Annotated in this window: 19 protein-coding genes; 7 read left to right on the top strand and 12 right to left on the bottom strand. The window is 63.9% G+C overall.

The window, feature by feature from the left end:
• Positions 1 to 56: 56 nt before the first annotated feature.
• Both J7573_RS16060 and J7573_RS16055 read right to left on the bottom strand, forming a co-directional pair.
• The gene (locus tag J7573_RS16060; RefSeq protein ID WP_294337149.1) at positions 57 to 908 is read right to left on the bottom strand and encodes a MaoC/PaaZ C-terminal domain-containing protein; all 852 of its coding nucleotides are present in this window, start codon (positions 906 to 908) and stop codon (positions 57 to 59) included.
• A gap of 2 nt (positions 909 to 910) precedes the next feature.
• Positions 911 to 2,263, bottom strand: coding sequence for a 3-oxoacyl-ACP reductase (locus J7573_RS16055; protein WP_294337146.1), 1,353 nt, complete (start codon positions 2,261 to 2,263; stop codon positions 911 to 913).
• Between the two features lie 118 nt (positions 2,264 to 2,381).
• Between J7573_RS16055 and J7573_RS16050 the strand changes: the two genes are divergently transcribed.
• Positions 2,382 to 3,659, top strand: a complete 1,278-nt coding sequence (locus tag J7573_RS16050; protein WP_294337143.1) for an acetyl-CoA C-acetyltransferase — start codon at positions 2,382 to 2,384, stop codon at positions 3,657 to 3,659.
• A gap of 58 nt (positions 3,660 to 3,717) precedes the next feature.
• The gene (locus J7573_RS16045) at positions 3,718 to 4,497 is read left to right on the top strand and encodes a helix-turn-helix transcriptional regulator (RefSeq protein ID WP_294337141.1); all 780 of its coding nucleotides are present in this window, start codon (positions 3,718 to 3,720) and stop codon (positions 4,495 to 4,497) included.
• 120 nt (positions 4,498 to 4,617) lie between these two features.
• On the opposite strand, the gene J7573_RS16040 is transcribed toward J7573_RS16045, so the two are convergent.
• The 4 genes from J7573_RS16040 to J7573_RS16025 form a co-directional block, all read right to left on the bottom strand.
• The gene (locus J7573_RS16040; RefSeq protein ID WP_294337138.1) at positions 4,618 to 6,561 is read right to left on the bottom strand and encodes a methyl-accepting chemotaxis protein; all 1,944 of its coding nucleotides are present in this window, start codon (positions 6,559 to 6,561) and stop codon (positions 4,618 to 4,620) included.
• 190 nt (positions 6,562 to 6,751) lie between these two features.
• Positions 6,752 to 7,156 (bottom strand): Cu(I)-responsive transcriptional regulator, encoded by a 405-nt coding sequence (cueR, locus tag J7573_RS16035; RefSeq protein WP_110633749.1) that lies wholly within the window; start codon positions 7,154 to 7,156, stop codon positions 6,752 to 6,754.
• Positions 7,153 to 9,552 (bottom strand): heavy metal translocating P-type ATPase, encoded by a 2,400-nt coding sequence (locus J7573_RS16030; protein WP_294337133.1) that lies wholly within the window; start codon positions 9,550 to 9,552, stop codon positions 7,153 to 7,155. Before J7573_RS16030 ends, cueR begins: the two co-directional genes overlap by 4 nt.
• Before the next feature lie 57 nt (positions 9,553 to 9,609).
• Positions 9,610 to 9,996 carry a hypothetical protein gene (locus J7573_RS16025; RefSeq protein ID WP_103445800.1) on the bottom strand — a complete coding sequence of 129 codons (387 nt, stop codon included), beginning with the start codon at positions 9,994 to 9,996 and terminating at the stop codon, positions 9,610 to 9,612.
• A 146-nt stretch (positions 9,997 to 10,142) separates the two neighbouring features.
• Here J7573_RS16025 and J7573_RS16020 point away from each other — a divergent pair, with 146 nt between their 5' ends.
• Positions 10,143 to 10,340, top strand: coding sequence for a cation transporter (locus J7573_RS16020; RefSeq protein WP_103445799.1), 198 nt, complete (start codon positions 10,143 to 10,145; stop codon positions 10,338 to 10,340).
• A gap of 106 nt (positions 10,341 to 10,446) precedes the next feature.
• Positions 10,447 to 11,628, top strand: a complete 1,182-nt coding sequence (locus J7573_RS16015) for a multidrug effflux MFS transporter (protein WP_294337128.1) — start codon at positions 10,447 to 10,449, stop codon at positions 11,626 to 11,628.
• Here J7573_RS16015 and J7573_RS16010 read toward each other — a convergent pair.
• A complete protein-coding gene (locus J7573_RS16010; protein WP_082432304.1) occupies positions 11,579 to 11,776 on the bottom strand; it encodes a hypothetical protein in 198 nt (65 codons plus the stop codon). The genes J7573_RS16015 and J7573_RS16010 overlap by 50 nt on opposite strands.
• 466 nt (positions 11,777 to 12,242) lie before the next feature.
• On the opposite strand from J7573_RS16010, the gene J7573_RS16005 reads away from it, so the two are divergent.
• Complete coding sequence (locus J7573_RS16005) at positions 12,243 to 12,950, top strand: helix-turn-helix transcriptional regulator (RefSeq protein ID WP_294337119.1); 708 nt, start codon at positions 12,243 to 12,245, stop codon at positions 12,948 to 12,950.
• A 5-nt stretch (positions 12,951 to 12,955) separates the two neighbouring features.
• On the opposite strand, the gene J7573_RS16000 is transcribed toward J7573_RS16005, so the two are convergent.
• The 5 genes from J7573_RS16000 to J7573_RS15980 form a co-directional block, all read right to left on the bottom strand.
• Positions 12,956 to 13,903, bottom strand: a complete 948-nt coding sequence (locus J7573_RS16000; protein WP_294337117.1) for an adenosine deaminase — start codon at positions 13,901 to 13,903, stop codon at positions 12,956 to 12,958.
• An 83-nt stretch (positions 13,904 to 13,986) separates the two neighbouring features.
• The gene (locus tag J7573_RS15995; RefSeq protein ID WP_294337116.1) at positions 13,987 to 14,673 is read right to left on the bottom strand and encodes an SDR family oxidoreductase; all 687 of its coding nucleotides are present in this window, start codon (positions 14,671 to 14,673) and stop codon (positions 13,987 to 13,989) included.
• Between the two features lie 366 nt (positions 14,674 to 15,039).
• Positions 15,040 to 15,624, bottom strand: a complete 585-nt coding sequence (locus tag J7573_RS15990; protein WP_294337113.1) for a YigZ family protein — start codon at positions 15,622 to 15,624, stop codon at positions 15,040 to 15,042.
• Positions 15,625 to 15,633: 9 nt separating this feature from the next.
• The gene (locus J7573_RS15985) at positions 15,634 to 16,296 is read right to left on the bottom strand and encodes a TetR/AcrR family transcriptional regulator (protein ID WP_294337112.1); all 663 of its coding nucleotides are present in this window, start codon (positions 16,294 to 16,296) and stop codon (positions 15,634 to 15,636) included.
• A gap of 90 nt (positions 16,297 to 16,386) precedes the next feature.
• Positions 16,387 to 17,304, bottom strand: a complete 918-nt coding sequence (locus J7573_RS15980) for a LysR family transcriptional regulator (protein ID WP_054886800.1) — start codon at positions 17,302 to 17,304, stop codon at positions 16,387 to 16,389.
• A 118-nt stretch (positions 17,305 to 17,422) separates the two neighbouring features.
• On the opposite strand from J7573_RS15980, the gene J7573_RS15975 reads away from it, so the two are divergent.
• Together J7573_RS15975 and J7573_RS15970 are read left to right on the top strand one after the other, a co-directional pair.
• Positions 17,423 to 18,769, top strand: coding sequence for an aspartate aminotransferase family protein (locus J7573_RS15975; protein ID WP_294337109.1), 1,347 nt, complete (start codon positions 17,423 to 17,425; stop codon positions 18,767 to 18,769).
• Positions 18,770 to 18,842: 73 nt separating this feature from the next.
• Positions 18,843 to 20,336, top strand: coding sequence for a CoA-acylating methylmalonate-semialdehyde dehydrogenase (locus tag J7573_RS15970; protein ID WP_294337106.1), 1,494 nt, complete (start codon positions 18,843 to 18,845; stop codon positions 20,334 to 20,336).
• The last annotated feature ends 186 nt before the right edge of the window (positions 20,337 to 20,522 follow it).

Below are 20,522 nucleotides of genomic sequence, written 5' to 3'. Positions count from 1 at the left end.
CCTAATGCTGCATAGCTTCTGCGCAGGCCCGATGCAAAGCAAGAGCAATCAGGGCGCTAGAGCACGGCCCAGCGCCCGACCATGTGCCGCAACCCGGCATGCCCGTCCAGCCGCAGTTCACCTGCCGGCCCTGCTTCGCTGGCACTCAGGACAACCTCCGATGGCAAGCGCACCGGCTTGCGGAAGTCCACCTCGAAGCGATAGCCACTGTTTGGCATGTGCGTACGCAAGGCCGCCAACGCCATGGCATTGCTCCACATGCCATGGGCAATGGCCTTGGGGAAGCCGAACAGACGTGCGCTGATGGCACTCAGGTGAATCGGATTGTAGTCGCCGCAGACCTTGGCGTAGCGCCGGCCGATATCGCCGTCGGCGTACCAGCGGGTGACCTCTGGCAGGGGGCCTGGCCCGGTCTCCTCGCCATCCTCCGACGGACCCTCCAGCTTCAGGCCTCGCACCAGCATGCGGCTGGTTTCACGCCAGAGCAGGCCAAGGCCGTCCTCGGCTTCGGTGACCAGGTCGAAGGAGCCGCCCTTGGCATGCGCCTGCAGATTGTCGGCGTAGACCGCAAAGCGCAGCCCGTCGATGCCACCCAGCGGGCGGAGCACGTCGATGCGGTTGTGCAGGTGCACCAGCCCGAGCAACGGGAAGGGGAAGTCGTGGGCGGTCAGCAGTTGCAACTGCAGGGTGAAGGCCATTACGTGTGGGTAGGTGCCGGGCAAGCGGCCATCGTCGGTGAAGTGGCAGAGTCGACGGTAAGCGGCGAGATTGCCGGGCTCCACGCGGATGAAACTGCGCAGACCGGCTTTGGGCAGGCTGGCGCCGCTGATCTTGCGTTTGCTGGCGGCGCGCAGGTACAGGCTGGCGCGTGAGTCCGGGCTGTGCAGGTCTTGCCATTGGCGGCTCATGGTCAGGCCCCCATCAGGGCCTGGCCGCAGACGCGCAGCACCTGGCCGTTGACCGCCCCGGAGCCCGGCTGGCTGAGCCAGGCGATGGCTTCGGCGACATCCTGTGGGCGCCCGCCCTGGCCCAGCGAGCTCAGGCGCCGCCCGGCCTCGCGCAGACCGATGGGCATGGCGGCGGTCATGTGCGTTTCGATAAAACCGGGCGCCACGGCATTGATGCTGCCGCCGCGCTCGGCGAGCTTCGCCGCCCAGGCTTGGGCGAAGCCGATCAGGCCGGCCTTGCTCGCGGCATAGTTGGCCTGGCCGCGGTTGCCGGCAATGCCGCTGACCGACGCCAGCAGGGTAATGCGTGCGTTGTCGCCCAGAGCGCCGCCTTCATACAGGGCCTGGGTCAGCACCTGCGGGGCCTTGAGGTTGACGGCCAGTACCGCATCCCAGTATTCCGGGGTCATGTTGGCCAAGGTCTTGTCGCGGGTGATGCCGGCGTTGTGCACGACGATGTCGATGCCGTCGGGCAGGGCTTCGAGCAGTTTCGCGGCGGCATCGCTGGCGCAGATGTCCAGGCCCAGGGCCTTGCCCCCGAGGCGTGCGGCGAGGGCATCGAGCTCCTGCTGGGCCTGGGGCACGTCGAGCAGCATCACTTCGGCGCCATCACGCGCCAGCGTTTCGGCGATGGCGGCGCCGATGCCGCGCGCGGCGCCTGTGACCAGGGCGCGACGGCCACCGAGTGGGCGGGTCCAGTCTTCGACCTGGGTGGCGCAGGCCTGCAGGCGCAGGACCTGGCCGGAAACAAAGGCACTCTTGGGTGACAGGAAGAAGCGCAAGGCGCCTTCGAGCTGAGCGTCTGCGCCCGCTGCCACATACAACAACTGCGCGGTGGCACCGTTGCGCAGCTCTTTGGCCAGCGAACGGCTGAAACCCTCCAGGGCGCGCTGGGCGACGCTGGCCAGCGGGTCGTCGAGGGATTCCGGCGCACGCCCCAGGATCACCACGTGGGCACAGGGGGCGAGGCTGCGCAGCAAGGGCTGGAAGAACTCGCGCAGCTGCTTCAATTGGTCGCTGTCGGACAGATGGCTGGCGTCGAACACCACGGCCTTGAGCTTCGGCCCCAGGCCGGCGACCCAGGCGGGCGCCTGCAGGCCGTCGCCATTGAAGCTGAACAGCGCTTCGGTCAGGCGCGGGGCGATGGCCTCGACCTGGTTCGCCAGTGGCCCGCCACCCAGCACCAGCGCGCCCTCCACCGGCCGCAGGCGGCCTGCCTGCCAGCGCTCCAGCGGCGCTGGGCGCGGCAGGCCCACGGCATCGACGAGGCGGCGCCCGAGGTTGGAGTTGGCAAAGCCGAGATAGCGATCGCTCATGTGCGGGTCTCCCTGAAGGCAAGCTTGCAAGTGTGGACCAACTTTGTGGCAAGGTCGTTCGAATGCGGCAAAAACACCTAGGCTGTACGGATCAAATTGTTTCAGGAGGAACAAACGCATGGGTTCAACTCGCCGGGTCGCGATCCTGGGCGGCAACCGAATTCCCTTCGCACGCTCAAACGGTGCCTACGCCAGCGCCAGCAACCAGGCGATGCTGACCGCAGCCCTGGAAGGCTTGATCGAGCGCTATCGTCTGCACGGGCTGTGCCTGGGCGAAGTGGTGGCTGGGGCGGTGCTCAAGCACTCGCGGGACATGAGCCTGACCCGCGAATGCGTGCTCGGCTCGCGCCTGTCGCCGCAGACGCCGGCCTACGACATCCAGCAAGCCTGCGGCACGGGCCTGGAAGCGGCGCTTCTGGTGGCCAACAAGATTGCCCTCGGGCAGATCGAATGTGGCATCGCCGGTGGCGTGGACACCACGTCCGATGCCCCCATCGGCGTCAACGAGGGGCTGCGACGCATCCTCTTGCAGGCCCATCGCGGCAAGAGCTTGGCTGAGCGGCTCAAGCCGTTCCTGCAGTTGCGCCCAGGCCACCTGAAACCCGAACTGCCGCGCAATGGCGAGCCCCGCACCGGGCTGTCGATGGGCGAGCATTGCGAGCGCATGGCGCAAACCTGGGCGATTGGCCGCGCCGAGCAGGACGCGCTGGCGCTGCACAGCCATCAGCAACTGGCGGCCTCGTACAGCGAGGGCTGGCAGAACGACCTGCTGACGCCCTTCCTGGGCCTCACCCGTGACAACAACCTGCGCACGGACCTGACCCTGGAGCAACTGGCCGGGCTCAAGCCGTCATTCGACCGCAGCGGCCTGGGCACGCTGACGCCGGGCAACTCTACGCCGCTCACCGATGGCGCCTCCATGGTGCTGCTCGGCAGCGAGCAATGGGCACAGCAGCAGGGGCTGCCAGTGCTGGCCTACCTGGTCGATGGCGAAACCGCTGCGGTGGATTTCGTCACCGGGCGCGAGGGGCTGCTGATGGCGCCCGTGTACGCAGTGCCACGCCTGTTGGCGCGCAATGGCCTGACCTTGCAGGACTTCGATTACTACGAAATCCACGAAGCCTTTGCCGCGCAGGTGTTGTGCACCCTCAAGGCCTGGGAGGATGCCGAGTATTGCCGTGAGCGGCTGGGGCTGGATGCACCGCTTGGGGCCATCGACCGCAGCAAGCTCAACGTCAAGGGCAGTTCGCTGGCGGCGGGCCACCCGTTCGCGGCTACCGGCGGACGGATCTTGGCCAATATGGCGAAATTGCTGGCCAAGGCCGGAAAAGGGCGTGGCCTGATATCCATTTGCGCAGCGGGTGGGCAAGGGGTCACGGTGATCGTCGAGCGCTGAACGAAGAGGGGTATGGATCTCTGTTAGGCTTGTCTGCTCAGAACTACAAGAATTCACTATGCAGACGATCGGACATCCCCGTGCCATTCCTGCCCTGGACCAGTTGCCCAGGCCCCTGTATGCCCGCGCCGAAAGTCTCGGCGCCGGCTCCTGGACGACTCGCCATAGCCACGACTGGGTGCAGTTTTCCTACGCCATCAGTGGCGTATTGGGGGTGTATACCGACGATGGCAGCTACTTCGCCCCACCGCAGTGGGGCGTGTGGATACCGGCTGATGCCGAACATGAAGTGGTCACCTCGGGGCAAGCGGAAATGCGCAGCCTGTACATCCGCCGTGATGCCTGCCCGTGGGCGCCGGCAAAATGCCGGGTACTGGAGGTGACAGCGCTGGCGCGGGAGCTGATCAAGCAGTTCTGCCTGTTCCCGGCTGAATACGCCGAGGGTGACAGTGTCGAAGGCCGGCTGGTGGCTGTTCTGCTCGATCAGCTGCGTACCTTGCCCGAGGTGGGGTTCTCGCTGCCGCTGCCGCGGCATCCAGGGTTGTTGGCGTTGTGCAATGGGCTGATTGCCGCGCCGGACCAGGTGCAGACGTTGCAGCAGTGGGCGGTGCAGCTGGGATGCTCGGAAAAGACCCTGATGCGGCTGTTCCAGCGCGAGACCGGGTTGAGTTTTCGCAACTGGCGCCAACGGATGCGGTTGCTGTCGTCGCTGGCGTTGCTGGAGGCGGGGGAGAGTGTGACCGAGGCGGCGTTGGGCTGTGGGTATGATTCGACTTCGGCTTACATCGCGGCCTTCAAGCAGTTGTTCGGGGCGACCCCCGGGGAACTGAAGCTTTGATGTTGCCTGTACTGGCCTCTTCGCGGGCACGCCCGCTCCCACAGGAGTGTCACTGCCTTCAGGCTATGTGATATCCCTGTGGGAGCGGGCGTGCCCGCGAAGAGGCCAGTACAGGAAGACTCAGGTGCGGAAGCGGCGCACCAGCGAGTCCAGTTCATTGGACAGCCCGGCCAGGCTCTCGGAGTCCTGACGCGCGGCCTGGGCCAGTTCCGCCACCAGCTGTGCATCGCCGTGAATCTGGCTGATATGGCGGTTGATGTCCTCGGCCACCTGGTGCTGTTCTTCCGCCGCCGTGGCGATCTGTGTGTTCATGTCGCGAATGATGTCCACCGACTCGCGAATCTGCCCGAAACTGTCACGGGCCAGGCCAATGCGGCTGACCGACTGCTGCGACACTTCCAGGCTGGCATGCATCTGCTCGGCCACTTCGGCGGTGCGGCTGGCCAGGTTGCCCAGCAGTCCATCGATTTCGGCCGTGGAGTCGGCCGTGCGCTTGGCCAGTGCCCGCACCTCGTCGGCCACCACGGCAAAGCCACGGCCTTGCTCCCCGGCCCGGGCCGCTTCGATCGCTGCGTTGAGTGCCAGCAGGTTGGTCTGCTCGGCAATCGAGCGAATGGTGCCGAGGATCGACTGGATGGCGTTGCTGTCGCGCTCCAGCTGCTGGATCGACTGGGCAGACTGCTCGATCTCCTGGCTCAGGCGGTCGACGCTGCTGACTGCCGCGTCGATCTGTTGCTGGCCTTCACGGGCCTGCTGCTGGCCACTGTCCGCCGATTGCGCGGCCTGGCTGCAGGAACGGGCGACTTCGTTGGCGGTGGCGACCATTTCGTGGAACGCGGTGGAGACCATGTCCACGGCTTCACGCTGGCGCCCGGCAGCCTCGGCCATGTCGCTGGAGACCCGGGTGGAGCTGCTGGAGGTGCTGAGGATCTTGCTGGCAGCCGAACCGATATGTTGGATCAGGCTGCGGATGGCGCCCAGGAACTGGTTGAACCAGTTGGCCAGTTGCGCGGTTTCGTCGCGCCCGCGCACGTCAAGGTTGCGGGTCAGGTCGCCTTCGCCCTGGGCAATGTCTTCCAGGCCGCTGGTGACGCTGTTGATCGGGCGCACGATGAGTTTGGCGAAGGCGGTACCGACCACGGCAAACAGGGCCGCCAGCACCAGCGCGATCACACCGATCAGCCAGGTCAGGCGGGTGGTGGTCTGCATCACTTCGCCTTGCTGGATCAGGCCGATGAAGGTCCAGCCCAGCTTCTCGTCGGGGTAGACGTTGGCCATGTAACGTTCGCCGTTGATCTCGACCTCGACCAGGCCCTTGCCGGCCTTGGCCAGTTCGGCATAGCCATCACCGAAGCTGGCCAGTTGCTTGAAGTTGTGGCTGGCGTCGCGTGGGTCGACCATCACGTTGCCGTTGTTTTCCACCAGCATCAGGTAGCCGCTTTCGCCCAGCTTGATCTGCTTGACGATCTCGGTCAGGCCCTTGAGCGACACGTCGATGTTGACTACGCCCCCGGGGTTGCCGAGCTGGTTGGCCACGGCGCGCACGGTGCTGATCAGCACGGCATCGTCGGCGGCCCAGTAATAGGCGCCGGTGCGCACGGTCTTGCCAGGGTTGGCCATGGCCAGCTGGTACCACGGGCGTGGGCGCGGGTCATAGTTGACGAACTTCTGCCCGGCCGGCCAGCCAACGTAGCCGCCATCACTCACGCCGTAGGAAACGTAGGCATAGCCTGGGTGGGATTCTGCCAGGCGGGTGAAGAATTCCAGCAGTTGCTTGTCCTGATCGCCCAACTCGTAGGACGGGGTGGCGCTCATGAACTTGTTCAGGTTGTTACCGGTGGCCGCCACCATCGGTTGCGAAGCCAGGTAGGCGACGTTCTGGTCGATGCCCTGGAAGAAGATGTTCATCGCGTTGCTGACCTGGCGGATTTCCCGGCTGCTGCTGTCGAGGAAGCCGTCGCGGGCTTCACCGCGCAGGTTGATCACCACCAAGGTGGCCACGAGGACGATGGGCAAGCCCGCGATGATCGCGAACGCCCAGGTCAGTTTCTGTTTGATGTTCATCGACGCTCCCGGAGTTTATTTTTTTGCACGCGAGGCAGGTAGCAACTGCATCGGCAGCGTCCGGGGATTTTTTAGCGAAAGTGCCCGTATTTATTGGGTGAAGTCGCATTTGGCGACTATTCGGTCGGCTTTTGGCTAATATGGCATACCAAAGTGCTGAGGCGTGCTGATGACAGCACGCCACAAGCCCTCAATGGCAGCACCCTGCGCCATTGGCCAGGTCTTTCAGGATCGGGCAATCCGGGCGGTCATCCCCCTGGCAGTGGGCAACCAGGTCACCCAGGGTGTCACGCAGGCTCACCAGTTCTTCGATACGCCGGTTCAGCTCATCGATATGCTGCATGGCCAGGGCCTTCACGTCGGCGCTGGCACGTCCGCGGTCTTGCCACAGGGTCAGCAGCTTGCCTACTTCTTCCAGGGAAAACCCGAGGTCACGGGAGCGCTTGATGAAGGCCAGGCTGTGCAAGTCTTCGGCCTGGTACAAGCGGTAGCCGCTGTCGCTGCGGGTGGCCGGCTTGAGCAGGCCGATGGATTCGTAATAGCGGATCATCTTGGTGCTGAGCCCGCTGCGGCGGGCGGCCTGGCCAATGTTCATCGGGCCTCCTGCGAGGTGTTGGTGGGTTTCCAGGTCTTCAACCACAGGGCATTGCTGACCACGCTGACGCTGGACAGCGCCATGGCGGCGCCGGCCAGTACCGGGTTGAGATAGCCCAGTGCAGCCAGGGGAATGCCGATCAGGTTGTAGATGAAGGCCCAGAACAGGTTCTGACGGATTTTTGCATAGGTCTTGCGGCTGATTTCCAGCGCGGCGGGCACCAGCCGAGGGTCACCGCGCATCAGGGTGATACCGGCAGCCTGCATGGCCACGTCGGTGCCACCGCCCATGGCGATGCCGATATCGGCAGCGGCCAGGGCCGGGGCGTCGTTGATGCCGTCGCCAACCATCGCCACCACGCCGTCCTTTTTGAGGGTGGCCACGGTGGCGGCCTTGTCGGCTGGCAGCACTTCGGCATGCACGTCGTCGATGCCGAGGGCATCGGCCACCACCTTGGCGCTGCCGCGGTTGTCGCCGGTCAGCAGGTGGCTGCTGATGTGGCGGGCGTGCAGGGCGGCGATGGCTTGCTCGGCGCCGGGCTTGAGGCTGTCGCCAAAGGCGAACAGGCCGAGCACGCGAGGTGCTGCACCCCGCTCGATAAGCCACGACAGGGTGCGGCCTTCGGCTTCCCAGGCTTGAGCCTTGGCGGCCAGCTCGCCGGGTTGCAGGTTGCTTTCGTCGAGCAGGCGACGGTTGCCCAGCGCCAGTTCGCGGCCTTCCACGCGGCCAGCGATGCCGCGGCCGGTGAGTGACTGGCTGTCAGTCACGGCGGGTACCTCCAGGCCTTGCTCGGCGCAGGCATCCAGCACGGCCTTGGCCAGTGGGTGCTCGCTACCGCGCTGCAGGGCACCGGCGAGGCGATGCAGGTCGGCGCCGTCACCGACCAGCGCCTGGCTGTGGACTACGCGCGGGCTGCCGGAGGTGAGGGTGCCGGTCTTGTCGAACACCACGCGATTGACCGCATGGGCACGCTCCAGTGCTTCGGCGTCCTTGATCAGGATGCCATGGCGGGCGGCGACACCGGTGCCGGCCATGATCGCTGCCGGTGTGGCCAGGCCCAGGGCGCAGGGGCAGGCGATTACCAGTACGGCGACCGCATTGATCAGCGCGGTCTCCAGCGGTGCACCGGCCAGCCACCAGCCAATCAAGGTGAGCAGTGCCAGCACCAGCACGGCAGGCACGAACACCTGGCTGACCCGGTCGACCAGCTTCTGGATCGGCGCCTTGGCGGCTTGTGCGTCTTCGACCAGGCGGATGATCCGGGCCAGCACGGTTTCCGTGCCCAGCGCCTGGGTCCGTATCAGCAGCCGGCCTTCGCCATTGATGGCACCGCCGGTGACGCTGTCGCCGGGCTGTTTCGGTACCGGCAGGCTCTCGCCGCTGATCAGGGCTTCATCGGCGTGGCTGCTGCCTTCTTCCACCGCGCCGTCGACCGGGAAGCGTTCGCCGGGCTTGACCAGTACCAGATCGCCCAGGCGCAGCTGGGCAATCGCCACGTCCTCTTCGCGGCCGTCGATGACGCGCACGGCACGCTCCGGGCGCAGGGCTTCGAGGGCACGGATGGCGCTGGCAGTCTGGCGCTTGGCGCGGCTTTCGAGGTATTTGCCCAGCAGCACCAGGGCAATGACCACCGCCGAAGCTTCGAAGTAAAGGTGCGGGGCCATGCCGGCTGGGGCGTTGGCCCATTGGTACAGGCTCAGGCCATAACCCGCACTGGTGCCCAGGGCAACCAGCAGGTCCATGTTGCCGGCACCGGCACGTACGGCTTTGTAGGCAGCTTTGTAGAAGCGTGCACCGAGAATGAACTGCACCGGGGTGGCCAGCGCGAACTGCGCCCAGGCGGGCAGCATCCAGTGCAGGCCGAATGGCTGCACCAACATGGGTAGCACCAGTGGCAGGGCCAGCAACAGCGCGGCAGCGACAGCCAGGCGTTCATTGCGCAGGCGTCGTTGGGCATCCTGCTGCTCATCCTTGGCCGCTTGCGGCAGGCTGGCGCTGTAACCGGCTTTTTCGACAGCGGCAATCAGCAGCGAATCATCGAGCGCTTGCAGCACTTCAAGGTGGGCACGCTCACTGGCCAGGTTGACGCTGACCTGTTCAACCCCCGGCAGTTTGCCGAGGGCGCGTTCGACGCGGCCGATGCAGCTGGCGCAGGTCATGCCGCCGATTTGCAGCTCCACGGTCCGAGTCGGCACGCCATAACCGGCGCCGCGCACGGCTTCGACCAGGGCTGGCAGGCTGTCGGCCGGGGCCTGGACCCTGGCCTGTTCGGTGGCGAGGTTGACACTGACCTGATCAGCGCCGCTGACTTTAAGCAGGGCGCGCTCGACACGGCCTGCGCAGCTGGCGCAGGTCATGCCGGAAATCGGCAGGTCGAAAGTGGTAGATGCGGGCATGACGCTCCTCCTTGGCAGGGCTTCAGCATCAGCATCAACCTTGCCACGCGGGGAAGGTCAATAGCCCAGGCCGGCTCGCTTCAATTCAAGGCCATTGTGGCCCATGGCGATGCGGTACTTGGTGATCTGGCCCGCCTGCAGGTTGAGGCGCGTGCTGCGTTGGTCTTCGATACCGGGAGCACAGCCAGGCATCTGCCCAGGCAGCAGGCGCAGGCGTACGTCGATCGGGCCGGGTGGCAGGTTGAAGGACGTGGACTGTTCCTGGAAGACGCGGCCGGAGAGCTGATCGTTGAGGTACACGCCGATTTCGCAGCTGGTGGCCACTTCCAGGCGCTCCCGGGAAATGATCAGCACGCTGTAGTCCGAATTGCCCTCGGCGCTGGCCGGTGGCACTGCGGCCAGTGCGGCCAACAGCCCGACAACGCCCACTGCTGTCCTGAACATGAAGAATCTCCTGCTTGCAAAAATCGTCAAAGGCGCAGCTTGGCCGAGGTCCGCGCAGATTTCCAGCCCGGCCGTTTCACCCAGAACTTGACCTTGCCCCGATGGCAAGCTTGAAACTGCATGAAACCCTGAAGGAGGCAGTACCCATGCAAGTGTTCAATGTTCAAGGCATGACCTGTGGCCATTGTGTGAAAGCAGTGACTCGCGCGGTACAGGAGCAGGATGCGCAGGCCACGGTGGAAGTCGATCTGCCTGGCCAGAAAGTGCGTGTGCAAAGCTCGCTGGCTGCTGAGCAGGTGTTGGCGGCTATTCGTGAGGAAGGCTACCAGGCTGAAGTGGCCTGAGCCGAAGGGGCCGCAATGCGGCCCTGTTTTGTTGCAAATGTTTTCATGCTGAGGGTGGCCACTGCAGGTAGACTTAGCGGCTTGCTTAGCCTGCTATGGATTCCTGATGAACCTGCGAATGGTGCTGATTCTGGGCGCACTGAGTGCGTTCGGGCCCTTGGCGATCGATTTCTACCTGCCCGCCTTCCCGGCGATGGCGCAGGCGTTCGCCACCGATGAAAAACATGTACAGGCCACCCTGGCGGCCTATTTCCTCGGCCTGTCGATCGGCCAGCTGGCCTACGGGCCGGTGGCTGACCGCTTCGGCCGACGCAAGCCGCTGCTGTTCGGTGTGGCGCTGTTCACCTTGGCCTCGCTGGCTTGTGCCTACGCCCCTAATCTCGACACCTTGATCGTGGCGCGCTTTGTCCAGGCTCTGGGCGGTTGCGCCGGCATGGTGCTGTCGCGGGCCATTGTCAGTGACAAGTGCGACCCGGTGGCATCGGCCAAGGTGTTCTCGCAGTTGATGCTGGTGATGGGCCTGGCACCGATCCTGGCGCCGATGCTGGGTGGAGTCCTGGTGAACGTGGCGGGTTGGCAGTCGATCTTCCTGGCGCTGAGCCTGTTCAGTGCTGCCAGCCTGCTGGCGGTCAGCCTGGGCCTGCCGGAGAGCCTGCCGGCGCATATGCCACGGCAGCCGTTGTCAGGTGCTTTGCGCCAGTACCTGCGGTTGCTGGCTGATCGTGTGTTCATTGGCCACGCCTTGACTGGCGGTATCGCCATTGCCGGGATGTTTGCCTACATCGCCGGTTCGCCTTTCGTATTCATCAAGCTCTATGGCGTACCTGCGGAACACTATGGCTGGCTGTTTGGTACCAACGCGGCCGGTTTCATTCTGGTAGCCCAGGTCAACGCGCGCCTGCTGGCCAAGCGAGGCCCGGCATTTCTGCTGGTACGGGCAGTCTGGCTCTACCTGGCTGCGGGCTTGGTACTGCTGGGCGTGGCAGCCTTGCGCCCGGCGCAGTTATGGCCATTGCTGGTGCCGCTGTTCGTCTGCATCGCCAGTCTGGGTTGCATCATCCCCAACGCTTCGGCCTGCGCCATGAGCGGCCAGGGTGCGCGGGCAGGCAGCGCGTCTGCATTGATGGGTTGCCTGCAGTTCAGCGTCGCGGCTGGCGCGGCGTCGCTGGTCGGCGTGCTGCATGACGGCAGTGCAGTGCCCATGACCTTGGTGATCAGCCTGTGCGGGACGCTGGTGGTTAGTGTCGCGCTGTTGACCCGGCGTTTGCAGGCCACGCGTCCAGCATGAGTGGGTGAGGGGCCTGCAGGCGAGTTTCCAGGGTGGCTACGAAGGCACGTGCTTCTGCCTCGCTGCGGAAACTCACCACATGCTGGTCGAGCCTTACCTGCCACGGGCAGTTGGGGTTGCGGTTCGACGCACTGACGACAATCTTCATCGCGGCATACCTCCGAATGGGTGGGAGAGCGGGTGAAGTGTAGCGCTGCTCCCCCCCCGTGCCATGACTTGCGTCAGTGCCCTGACTGGCGGTCAGGGCACGGTTGCCAATGGCTAGTCCGACGATTCTGGGGGTAATGCCTGGGTGGTTGTAGAAGCTTCGCTTTGATTTGCGCTATTTGAGGAAGCGCGCTGTCAGCAGAGTCGCAACCCTCCCCGGGCCATTGTTCCTCATGCCCTGTATTTTCCTTCCTGCGTCACATCGTGATGACTTGCAACAGATTGTTGTCTCGCCTGAGGGTTGCCCTACCCAGAGCCGCATGCGCCTGTCGAGGCATGCGCGTGGCTGCCGGTATGGGCGCGACTGCGGCTTATACTGGCGCCTGGGCAGTTTGCTAGGGGGCGATCAGCGTAGCCAAGGCTGGCCTCTGGAAACCAGACGTGATCATGCGGGGAGATACAGGGACATGAATGCAGTCAGCAGTATCAGTCAGATTGCCGGCCTGATGGCCGACCCCAAGCGTAGCGCGATGTTGTGGGCGCTGATCGATGGCACACCGCGGCCGACCGATGAGCTGGCGATGATGGCCGGGCTGACCTCGTCTTCGGCCTGTGCCCACCTGTCGTTGCTGTCTTCGGCCGGCCTGCTCAGGCTTGAGGCGCGCGGACGCAAACGCTACTTCAGGCTAGCGACACCACAAGTGGGCGTCGCCGTCGAAGCGTTGGCCAGCGTCCAGTTGGCGTCGGAAAAAGGGCCGCGCACAGAGGCACTGCAATTGCCGATGTCGATGCGCAGGGCGCGCCGCTGTGGCGAACACCTGGGGGGCGAGCTGGCGGGCGAGTTGTATCACCGGCTGGTGGTGGCGGGCTGGCTGGAGGGCAGCGAACGAGAGCTGATGGTCAGCGAAGAGGGGCGCACGCAGCTGGCGGCCATTGGCGTCTATATCGACGCGCTGGCATCGCGGCGGCAGCGTGGCTGTGTGATCTGCCATTGCAACGAGTGGAGCGACCAAGGGCCGCATTTGGGCGGCAGCCTTGGCCAGGCATTGCTCAAACTGTTTCTGCAGTCTGGCTGGATACGCGAGCCCGAAGGCACGCGGGTGCTGCAGATCTCCGCCGAGGGCGTGCAGCAGATCAACCGCATCGCTCGCGTGACGACACTGCAGGTCGGCTGACGGACTCAGACCAGGCGAGCATCCAGGCTGTTCTGTGCGAGGCGGCGGGCCTGGTCCTCGGTCATGCCCAGGTGGGTGTGCAAGGCGTGGAAGTTCTCGGTGACGTAGCCGCCGAAGTAGGCCGGGTCGTCCGAGTTCACGGTCACTTTCACGCCACGTTCGAGCATGTCGAGGATGTTGTGCTGGCTCATGTGGTCGAACACACAAAGTTTGGTGTTCGACAACGGGCAGACGGTGAGCGGGATCTGCTCGTCGATGATGCGCTGCATCAGGCGTTCGTCTTCGATGGCGCGCACGCCGTGGTCGATGCGCTTGATCTGCAGCAGATCGAGGGCTTCCCAGATGTACTCGGGTGGGCCTTCCTCACCGGCGTGGGCCACGGCCACGAAGCCTTCGCTGCGGGCGCGGTCGAATACGCGCTGGAACTTGCTTGGCGGGTGACCCATTTCCGAGCTGTCCAGGCCGACGGCGATGAACGCGTCGCGGAAGGGCAGGGCCTGGTCGAGGGTCTTTTGCGCTTCGTCTTCGCTGAGGTGGCGCAGGAAGCTCAGGATCAGGCCGCTGCTGATGCCCAATTGCTCGCGACCGTCCTTCAGTGCCTGGTTGATGCCATTGAGCACGACTTCGAACGGGATACCGCGGTCGGTGTGGGTCTGCGGGTCGAAGAACGGTTCGGTGTGGATGACATTTTGCGCCTTGCAGCGCTGCAGGTAGGCCCAGGTCAGGTCGTAGAAGTCCTGCTCGGTGCGCAGCACGTCCGCACCCTGGTAATACAGGTCGAGGAATTCCTGCAGGTTGTTGAAGGCATAGGCGCTGCGCAGGGTTTCCACGTCGTTCCACGGCAGGGCAATCTTGTTGCGCTCGGCCAGGGCGAACAGCAGCTCGGGCTCCAGCGAACCTTCAAGGTGCAGGTGCAGCTCGGCCTTGGGTAGGGCATTCAGCCAGTCATACATAGGGGGATGTCTCGAATCAGGTACGGTTGCCGCCATTCTACAGGGCCTGGCCGGGCATTGCGCCCGGCCGGTCGGTATTCACCTCACCAGGTGAGCGGCTCGCCTTTGTAGTTGATGAAGCGCAGGCCGCCGTGGCCGCTTTGCGCCTTGATCTGTTCGAGCATGCCGCGGGTGCTGGTGAGCACGTCGATTTCGGCGTTTTCGCCGCCCATGTCGGTCTTCACCCAGCCCGGGTGCATGGCCAGCACGCACAGGTCGGGGCGCTGCAGTTCAACCACGAAACTGTTGATCATCGAATTGAGCGCGGCCTTGCTGGCCTTGTACAGGCAGATCTCGCCACCGTCGGGGATGGTCACGCTGCCGAGGATCGAACTCATGAACGCAAGCACGCCGCTGCCTTCTCGCACTTGGCCGGCCAGGCGGCGGGCGACGCGAATCGGGGCCACGGCATTGGTCATGAACAGGTCGCCGATGGCCTGGGGCTGTACGGTTTCCAGGTCTTGCGGCAGGGGCCCCATGACCCCGGCGTTGACGAAGACCAGGTCGAACACCTGGCCTTGCAGGCGTTGCTTGAGGCCGTCGAGCTGGGCGGTGTCGTTCATTTCCAGTTGTTCGACGCGCACGCCGGGTACATCGGCAAGGGCGCCTGGTTGTTGTGGGTTGCGTACGGTTGCTGTGATGTTCCAGCCGTCCTCGTGCAGGCGTTGTACCAAGCCCAGGCCGAGACCGCGGGAGGCACCGATGATGAGGGCGGTTCTAGAGGTAGCCATGTGAGCGCTCCTTGTTCGGTTGAAGTGAAAGGCTTTGAGCATAATGCAGACCGCCTGCATCTGCTGTTTCTGCATCTGAACAAAAAATGATCAGTGGCTTGGGGCCTTGGGCGAGCGGGCGCTTGGCCCGTTGGCTAACGGGTTATCCACAGCATGGTCCACAGTAAATGTGAGCAAGCGCAACACCAGGGGCTGTGCAATACGCCTGGCACACTGGGGATAAGTCTCGAAGGTTCAGTTGCTTACGGCTGTCATCAAACAGTGATCAAAATATGCTCAATGCTCTGCAGGCCTTGCTGCGCTTGGGTTGTAACGGAGTGCCCCAAGCTTATCCACAGGCCAGCCCACAGTTGCTGTGGGCAAACCTCAGCGTGCTTCGAGGATGATCCGGCCGCGACTCAAGTCTGCCAGTTGCTGCTGCAATGCGGGCAGGTGAGCTTCGCCCACGGCAATCTGCAGGTCGACGCCATTGGCGGTGAACTGTTCGTCCAGTACCAGGCCATCCACGTCTGCCAGGCGCAGTTTTACCAAGGCCAGCTCACTGAAGGTGCAACTGCAGGCATACTCGCTGCGCTGCACCAGCAGCCGCTTGGGGGCTTGCTGCAGGCACTTGTTGGCGCCGCCGCCGTAAGCGCGGGCCAGCCCGCCGGTGCCCAGCTGGATACCGCCGTACCAGCGGATCACCAGCACCACCACCTGGTCGCAGTCCTGAGCTTCGATGGCCGCAAGGATCGGCCGCCCGGCGGTACCGCCCGGCTCGCCATCGTCATTGCTGCGGTATTGCCCGCCGATCTTCCACGCCCAGCAATTGTGGGTGGCGGCCAGGTCGCTGTGGCGTTCGATGAAGCTCATCGCCTCGGCGGCACTGTTGATCGGGCCGGCGAGGGTGATGAAGCGGCTCTTGCGGATTTCCTCGCGAAATTCGCAGAGGTCGAGCAGGGTAGAAGGCATAGATGAACGTCAGGCACTCGGCGTTATGCCGCACCCCTTGAGAATGATGTGGATAAGGTTGTTGCTGGCATCTTCCATGTCTTGCTTGGTCAGGCGGCTGCGGCCGGTGACCTGACAGATCTGGGTGGCGAAGTCGGCATAGTGTTGGGTGCTGCCCCAGAGCAGGAAGATCAGGTGCACGGGGTCGACCTGGTCCATCTTGCCGGCTTCCATCCAGGCCTGGAACACCGCGGCCCGGCCGCGGAACCATTCGCGGTAGTCGGCGCTGAAGTATTCGGTCAGGCAGGTGCCACCGCTGATCACTTCCATCGCGAAGATGCGCGAAGCCTGCGGGTTGCGCCGGGAGAACTCCATCTTGGTGCGGATGTACTGGCTCAGCGCTTCGCCTGGGTCGTCCTCGACGCTCAGGGCGTTGAAGGTGCTGTCCCACAGCTCGATGATGTTGCTCAGCACGGCGATGTACAAGCCGAGCTTGTTGGTGAAGTAGTAATGCAGGTTGGCCTTGGGCAAGCCGGCTTTCAGCGCGATGGTATTCATGCTGGTGCCTTTGAACCCATGGCGGGCGAATTCGTCTTCGGCGGCCTGGATGATGGCCTGTTCGTTCTTCTGGCGGATGCGGCCGGCGGGCTTGCCCGAGGCGGCGAGGCGATGCGCAGGGACTTCTAAGGTCATGGACGATTCCGGACAGGTCTGTGGCAACGAATGTCGGACAAGATTACCTGCCTGTGCTGGCGTGACAAGCCTTAGCGTCAGAAGCTGGCATCAACGTGTCGCAGCCAGGCTTTCCAGGAAGCTTTCCAGCACCAGGTTCGGTCGCCGCCCTTTGCGCGTGACCCAGCTCAGGCTCAGGTCATAGAAGCGTTGTGCAGGCTTGAGTGCACGCAGGCGACCTTGCTGGACCCAGAAGGTGGCGTAGTGGTCGGGGAGGTAGCCGATGTAGCGGCCGGTGAGGATCAGGAACGCCATGCCTTCACGGTCCGAGGCACTGGCGGTGCAGTTGAGTGCCTGGTAGTGCGCCTGGATTTCCGCAGGCAGGCGGAAGGTCGGCGCGATCGCTTCCTGGCTGTTGAGGCGATCATCGTCGATCTGCTGGTTGTCGGCGTAGAACAGCGGATGGCCAACCGCGCAGTAGAGTTGTGACCGTTCGCTGTACAGCGGTTGGTATTCCAGGCCGGACAGCGGGCTGGTCTGCGGTACCACGCCGACGTGCAGGCTGCCGTCCAGTACCCCTTGCTCGACCTGGCTCGGGGCGATCATGCGGATCTGGATGCGCACATCCGGGCCGCGGTCCTTCAGCTCTGCCAGGGCATGGGTGATGCGCATGTGCGGCAGGGTGACCAGGTTGTCGGTCAGGCCGATGTTGAGCTCGCCGCGCAAATGCTGGTGCAGCCCGTTGACCTCGGTACGGAAGGTTTCCAGCGCACTGAGCAACTGCAGTGCCGAGTGATAGACCTCGCGGCCTTCCTCGGTCAGCGAGAAACCGGCACGGCCGCGCTGGCACAGACGCAAGCCCAGGCGCTGTTCGAGGTCGTTCATCTGCTGGCTGATCGCCGAGCGGCCGATCCCCAGCACGTTCTCCGCAGCCGAGAAGCCGCCGCATTCAACCACGCTTCGGTAGATTTTCAGCAGGCGGATGTCGAAATCGCTGACTTGCGCGAGGGGGTCGGGGCGTCGGCTCATAAGTTTAGTCTTGCGCTACTTGAAGATTAGAAATGTAGGCTTTTTCAGACTTTATCCCCGTGCGAATTTAGCTGCAACAACATCCATCGTTGCCTAATCGTCTTCCGAGGAACCGCCGATGAACATGCCCGAAACCGCAAACACCGGTATCGCCAGCCAGCTGAAGCTGGACGCCCACTGGATGCCCTACACCGCCAACCGTAACTTCCAGCGCGACCCGCGCCTGATCGTGGCGGCCGAAGGCAACTACCTGGTCGATGACAAGGGGCGCAAGATCTTCGACGCCCTCTCTGGCCTGTGGACCTGTGGCGCCGGGCATACTCGCAAGGAAATCACCGAAGCGGTCGCGCGCCAGGTCGGTACCCTCGATTACTCCCCGGCGTTCCAGTTCGGCCACCCGCTGTCGTTCCAGCTGGCCGAGAAGATCGCCGAGCTGACCCCGGGCGACCTGAATCACGTCTTCTATACCAACTCCGGCTCCGAGTGCTGCGACACCGCGCTGAAGATGGTGCGTGCCTACTGGCGCCTGAAAGGCCAGGCCACCAAGACCAAGATCATTGGCCGTGCCCGTGGTTACCACGGGGTGAACATTGCCGGTACCAGCCTGGGTGGCGTCAATGGCAACCGCAAGATGTTCGGCCAGCTGCTGGACGTCGACCACCTGCCTCACACCGTGCTGCCGGCGAACGCCTTCTCCAAGGGCATGCCGGAAGAGGGCGGTATCGCCCTGGCAGATGAAATGCTCAAGCTGATCGAGCTGCACGATGCCTCGAACATCGCAGCGGTGATCGTCGAGCCTCTGGCAGGTTCCGCCGGTGTGCTGCCGCCGCCGAAGGGTTACCTGAAGCGCCTGCGTGAGATCTGCACCCAGCACAACATCCTGCTGATCTTCGACGAAGTGATCACCGGCTTCGGCCGCATGGGTGCCATGACCGGCTCCGAGGCCTTTGGCGTCACCCCTGACCTGATGTGCATCGCCAAGCAGGTCACCAACGGTGCCATTCCGATGGGTGCGGTCATCGCCACCCGCGAGATCTACCAGACCTTCATGAACCAGCCGACTCCGGAATACGCGGTGGAATTCCCCCACGGCTACACCTACTCGGCTCACCCGGTAGCCTGCGCCGCCGGTCTCGCCGCGCTCGACCTGCTGCAGAAGGAAAGCCTGGTGCAGTCGGCTGCTGAACTGGCGCCGCACTTCGAGAAGCTGCTGCATGGCGTGAAGGGCACCAAGAACATCGTCGACATCCGTAACTACGGCCTGGCTGGCGCGATCCAGATCGCTGCCCGCGATGGTGATGCCATCGTCCGTCCTTACGAGGCGGCCATGAAACTGTGGCAAGCCGGCTTCTATGTGCGCTTCGGTGGCGACACCCTGCAGTTCGGCCCAACCTTCAATACCCAGCCGCAGGAACTGGACCGCCTGTTCGACGCGGTCGGCGAAGCCCTGAACCAGATCGACTGATCTTTCCGCTTTTGACGTAGGGCGCGTGAACCCATCACGCGCCTGCCTCAACCTTCTTTATTCGGAGTCTTGCATGAGCATTGTTCAGCACCTGATCCACGGCGAACTGGTTACCAAAGGTGAGCGCACCGCCGATGTCTTCAACCCCTCCACCGGCCAGGCGGTACGCAAGGTCGAACTGGCCAGCCGCGCGACCGTGCAGGAAGCCATCGATTCGGCCAAGGCTGCCTTCCCGGCCTGGCGCAATACTCCACCCGCCAAGCGCGCCCAGGTGATGTTCCGCTTCAAGCAACTGCTGGAGCAGAACGAAGCCCGTATCTCGCAGATGATCAGCGAAGAGCACGGCAAGACCCTGGAAGATGCGGCCGGTGAACTGAAGCGTGGCATCGAGAACGTCGAGTTTGCCTGCGCGGCGCCGGAAGTGCTGAAAGGCGAGTACAGCCGCAACGTCGGCCCGAACATCGACGCCTGGTCCGACTTCCAGCCGCTGGGTGTGGTCGCCGGCATCACCCCGTTCAACTTCCCGGCCATGGTGCCGCTGTGGATGTACCCGCTAGCCATCGCCTGCGGTAACGCCTTCATTCTCAAGCCCTCCGAGCGTGATCCGAGCTCGACCCTGTTCATCGCCCAGCTGCTGCTGGAGGCAGGCCTGCCGAAGGGCATCCTCAACGTGGTGCATGGTGACAAGGAAGCGGTCGATGCACTGATCGAAGCACCGGAAGTGAAAGCACTGAGCTTCGTCGGTTCGACCCCGATTGCCGAGTACATCTATGCCGAAGGCACCAAACGCGGCAAGCGCGTGCAGGCCCTGGGCGGTGCGAAGAACCACGCGGTGCTGATGCCCGATGCCGACCTGGACAACGCGGTCAGCGCGCTGATGGGCGCCGCCTACGGTTCGTGCGGCGAGCGTTGCATGGCTATCTCGGTGGCGGTGTGCGTGGGTGACCAGGTTGCCGATGCTCTGATCGCCAAGCTGCAGCCGCAGATCAAGGCACTGAAGATTGGCGCCGGCACGTCGTGTGGCCTGGATATGGGTCCGCTGGTGACTGCTGCAGCCCGTGACAAAGTTGTCGGTTACATCGACGATGGCGTTGCCGTTGGCGCCAAGCTGGTGGTCGATGGCCGTGGCTTCCGTGTGGCAGGTAATGAAGATGGCTACTTCGTTGGCGGCACGCTGTTCGACAACGTGACCCCGGAGATGCGCATCTATAAAGAAGAGATCTTCGGCCCGGTGCTGTGCGTGGTGCGCGTGAACAGCCTGGAGCAGGCCATGCAACTGATCAACGATCACGAATATGGCAACGGTACCTGCATCTTCACCCGTGACGGTGAAGCGGCGCGCCTGTTCTGCGACGAGATCGAAGTGGGCATGGTCGGTGTCAACGTTCCGTTGCCGGTGCCGGTTGCCTACCACAGCTTCGGTGGCTGGAAGCGTTCGCTGTTCGGTGACCTGCATGCCTATGGCCCGGACGGTGTGCGCTTCTATACCCGTCGCAAGGCAATCACCCAGCGTTGGCCGCAGCGCGCCAGCCATGAGGCGTCGCAGTTTGCGTTCCCTAGCTTGTAAGGGGTGAAATGAAGCGGGGAGGCCGACAGGCCTCCCCGCTTTGTTTTTCAGCGATTTTAAAGTTTCTTGAAATTAAGGGTTGACGCGCTTTCGAATCCCCTTATAATGCGCCCCACTTCCAGCGACATCGGAACGACAAACTCCTTGAGATTCAATGAGTTAGGTAGTTAAGGTGGTGTTGGAGGC

Origin of the sequence: Pseudomonas sp. (assembly GCF_017744435.1) — a bacterium.
In the GTDB taxonomy this organism is placed as follows: Bacteria; Pseudomonadota; Gammaproteobacteria; order Pseudomonadales; family Pseudomonadaceae; genus Aquipseudomonas.
The sequence above is the reverse complement of the archived record's forward strand: the minus strand, read 5'-3'. Positions and strand labels throughout refer to the sequence as shown.